This window comes from Frateuria sp. GZRR33 (assembly GCF_051900425.1).
Taxonomy (GTDB): Bacteria; Pseudomonadota; Gammaproteobacteria; order Xanthomonadales; family Rhodanobacteraceae; genus Frateuria_A.
The window spans coordinates 1-3127 of the sequence record NZ_JBHZGK010000024.1 but is presented as its reverse complement, the minus strand read 5'-3'; the positions used below and the strand labels follow the sequence as shown (position 1 = coordinate 3127).

Annotated in this window: 2 protein-coding genes; one reads left to right on the top strand and one right to left on the bottom strand. The window is 47.3% G+C overall.

The genetic code is table 11. The features are described from left to right. Window positions 1-1026 precede the first annotated feature (1026 nt). On the top strand, window positions 1027-1383 hold the full coding sequence (locus tag ACFWZU_RS16210; protein ID WP_439702547.1) for a hypothetical protein: 357 nt from the start codon (window positions 1027-1029) through the stop codon (window positions 1381-1383). 426 nt (window positions 1384-1809) lie between these two features. Here the strand turns inward: ACFWZU_RS16210 and ACFWZU_RS16205 are convergent, their stop codons facing one another. Beyond that, window positions 1810-2484 (bottom strand): hypothetical protein, encoded by a 675-nt coding sequence (locus ACFWZU_RS16205; RefSeq protein WP_439702546.1) that lies wholly within the window; start codon window positions 2482-2484, stop codon window positions 1810-1812. Between the last annotated feature and the right edge of the window lie 643 nt (window positions 2485-3127).

The following is a 3127-nucleotide window of genomic DNA, read 5'->3' as shown; positions in this document are numbered from 1 at the left end:
GGCCTGCTTGAGGATCGAGACGATCTGCGTCTCGGTGAACTTCGACTTCTTCATGGAACCTCCTGGCTCGGGAACGATGCCAGAAAGTTCTACTTTCGAGATGTCTGCCTAACGGGGGAGCTTACGACGGACATAAGGCTATCTTTGCTAGTCACGAATGGTGTAAGCCTGAGCTTCCTAGCAACGTAGAGAGAACCCCTTTCGATACTAGGGGCATGAACGAATGGAGAGACAAGCATGTTTCCATTCATTTCCTACATGGTAATCCTGCTCCGCATGAGCTAGCCCCTATTAATCGTATGCTAGAGAAGATGAATATTCCTCTGACTGAGGGTAAGGACGCTCTTAGGTGGCAGAGGGAAGATGACCAGCTCTTACAGTTTGCTTCTAGGACGAAGATTAGAGACGAAGATTGTAGCGACCCTACTTACCATATTGTCACTAGCTATACCCAAGCTATGAAGCTAGCTAGATCGCTAGATGGGCTAGTACAGATTAGCCATGCGCTAATGGTAGATGCCCCTAAGGCTAAGAATAAGCTAGAACGACAGGTTAAGAAGGAAGCTCTCCTAGAGCAGGCTCAAGCCCTTAAGGCTAAGGGTCTAACTGTTAGAGATATTGCGGACCAACTAGGGGTTAGCAAGAGCAAGGTTAGCTATCTGCTTAAGCCCGCCTCCTAACCCTTGTCCAAAACTTACTAGAATATCCTAGTAGAAATTGGACAACCTTGATTCAAAACCTACTAAAAATATACTTAGTAGAAAGTGAATCAAACTCTTGTTCACGTTTGTACTAAAAATATACTTAGTAGAAAAATGAATAAGCATATAAGAATTATACAGATACAGTCCTGAGTGATAAAGAGCAATCACTCAGGTGTCTAAGAGCGGACGAATAGAAAGAATAGAAGCAAAAGCCTTTGCTCTTATCCTTTTGAGCGTCCCGCTCTTGCTCTTATCACCTAGGTGATTGCTCTTTATCACCTAGGACTGTATTCACTACAAATAACAATAAGGAAAATAACCTATGAACATCCCTAAGGAGGGAAAAGAGGAGTACATCAAGACTCACTCTCACTCAGAACTAGCTAAGAAGTGGGGCGTAAGCCTCCTAACCTTAGATACCTATGCCAAAGAAGAAGGCTGGGACCAAGAACATAAGCTCTATTGGCGTGATATAGCCCTAGAAGTCCTAAAGAAGGAAACTGAGGCGTATAACCTAGCAGCGGTTAAGGAGCTACTTAAGGCTGTAGGCATCTCTAGACCTGTAGGACGTCCACCTAAGGCCGAAGTAGATAGGCATATTGCCATTGAGGCTAAGATTGCTAACGAATATAAGGACGATGTTGAGCGTTTGAACAAGCTAAGGCTTGTCAAGGATTAATTATTTTAAGGGGAGGGTGAGTTGTATAGACCTACTAGCGTCTATTCCAACTTCCTCCCTTTTCTTGTTTAACGCTCTCTAGGGCGTTCTTACCTATAGGCAATAGGCATGTATACCCCTAAGCCTGCAATGGGCTTAGAGAGGCTTACAGGAGGTTCTAGAGGGGATTAATCACCCCCCTCCTATAAGGACATAGGGACGCTATAGAAGCCTCAGCTATGGCTAGAGTTCGGCTCTAGCGTTCCGACAGTACATACTAAGCCCCTACTGTAAGAGGCTGCCCTATATGCACCTAGGGCTAGGTGGGAGGCTTAGAGTCCCTCTGACCGTCTGAGGCTTCCCCCACCACCTACCTTAGGCAAGCTATGGGGGTTCACCTTAGACGCCTAGCTGGGCCAGGTGTACACGCATTGTAGCAGGTTACGCCTAAGCAGGAATTCTTAGCTGCGACATAAGGAATGAGTTCACCTGATCGCATAGCCCCCATTCGTCAAGGCCGGGGTTCTGCCAAGGTTTTATTTCATCAAGAAACCATAAGGTCGGATATTGGGGAAGTTCGAGAGGTAGCTTCGTAAGCTTTCCCTCGTGAAAAAGATTATAGAGCGCCTCATGTACTTTATGAGCGAACGCTATAAGCGTGTGGACCTCGCCTTCCTGCAAATCTTTGAACACCTTAGTCACTTGATGCTTAGAGGTAATGACAGTATGAGCCACAACCTTACTACGCAACGTTTGGAGCGCCTTGTTATAGAAGGTTTCCCTATAATCTAAGAACTCTGCCTTCAGGCTGCTTAGATAGACGCTATCCACGCCACGCTTAAATATCTCCTCATTCTTAATGGCGTGATCGAGAAGCCAAGTCAGTGTCTTGCCTCCGCTATCGTACACACGACCCAAGCTAATTATGAGGCCGCCAGTTAGTCCGTTGAGAACAAAGTTCCAATAGCGCTGATGATCTCTAAGCTTCTCTTGAACATCCCGACTTTCCCCTAGGGTTCTGTAGAAGGCGAAATGGATTAAAAAATAGTGCTTGGCGTGATTTATGTCTTCACGCGAGGACGTTAGAGCGTCTAGAAAGTCCTTCTCTTGTGGCGTACTCATTTCCCTAGCTCCTAGCAATTTCCCCTAGAAAATCTCTAGCTGCAATTCAGTATATATAGCACCCCTATGCCCCCCTCCTCCCCCCACCTTGGGAGGGAACAGGGACCGCCAGAGAAGGAGAGAGTCTCTCCCTCCCACAATCCTAGCTAGGTTGGTCTGTCTCTTCCTCTGAGCGTCCCCTAGTAGTCCAGGCATAGGTAACCCCTAGGGCTTAGGCTTGTGCCGCTTCTATGGCGTTCTATGAGCGTCTAAGGGTATGCGGTTAGCTCAGCGGTAGACGCTGGAGCGAAGCGACAGGACACACGCTCAGTGTGTCCCTACCTTCACTAGGTAGGGCCATTCCTAAGGGAGACAGTAGGTTAGCTATGGATGTGCACACATAGCCCTGTGCACAGGGAACCGTGCACATTGACCCCTGTGAACGAGGGGCTTATTTTGTGAATGTTCTCTAGGGAGAAATGAAAAAGGGAACCCTCTCGGATTCCCCTTTTCCACCTGCTAGATCAACAGGTTAGTTCTTGGTGGGCGGTACAAGGATCGAACTTGTGACCCCTACCATGTCAAGGTCAGGGAAGATCAACAAAAACAACGACTAGGCCTACTTTCAGCGACCGACAACTATCACGCAAGATCAAGGCTTACG

Bases quoted from the DNA above. Each gene is read 5' to 3' on its own strand.
- ACFWZU_RS16210 (WP_439702547.1), top strand. From the start codon at position 1,027: ATGAACATCCCTAAGGAGGGAAAAGAGGAGTACATCAAGACTCACTCT.
- ACFWZU_RS16205 (WP_439702546.1), bottom strand. From the start codon at position 2,484: ATGAGTACGCCACAAGAGAAGGACTTTCTAGACGCTCTAACGTCCTCG.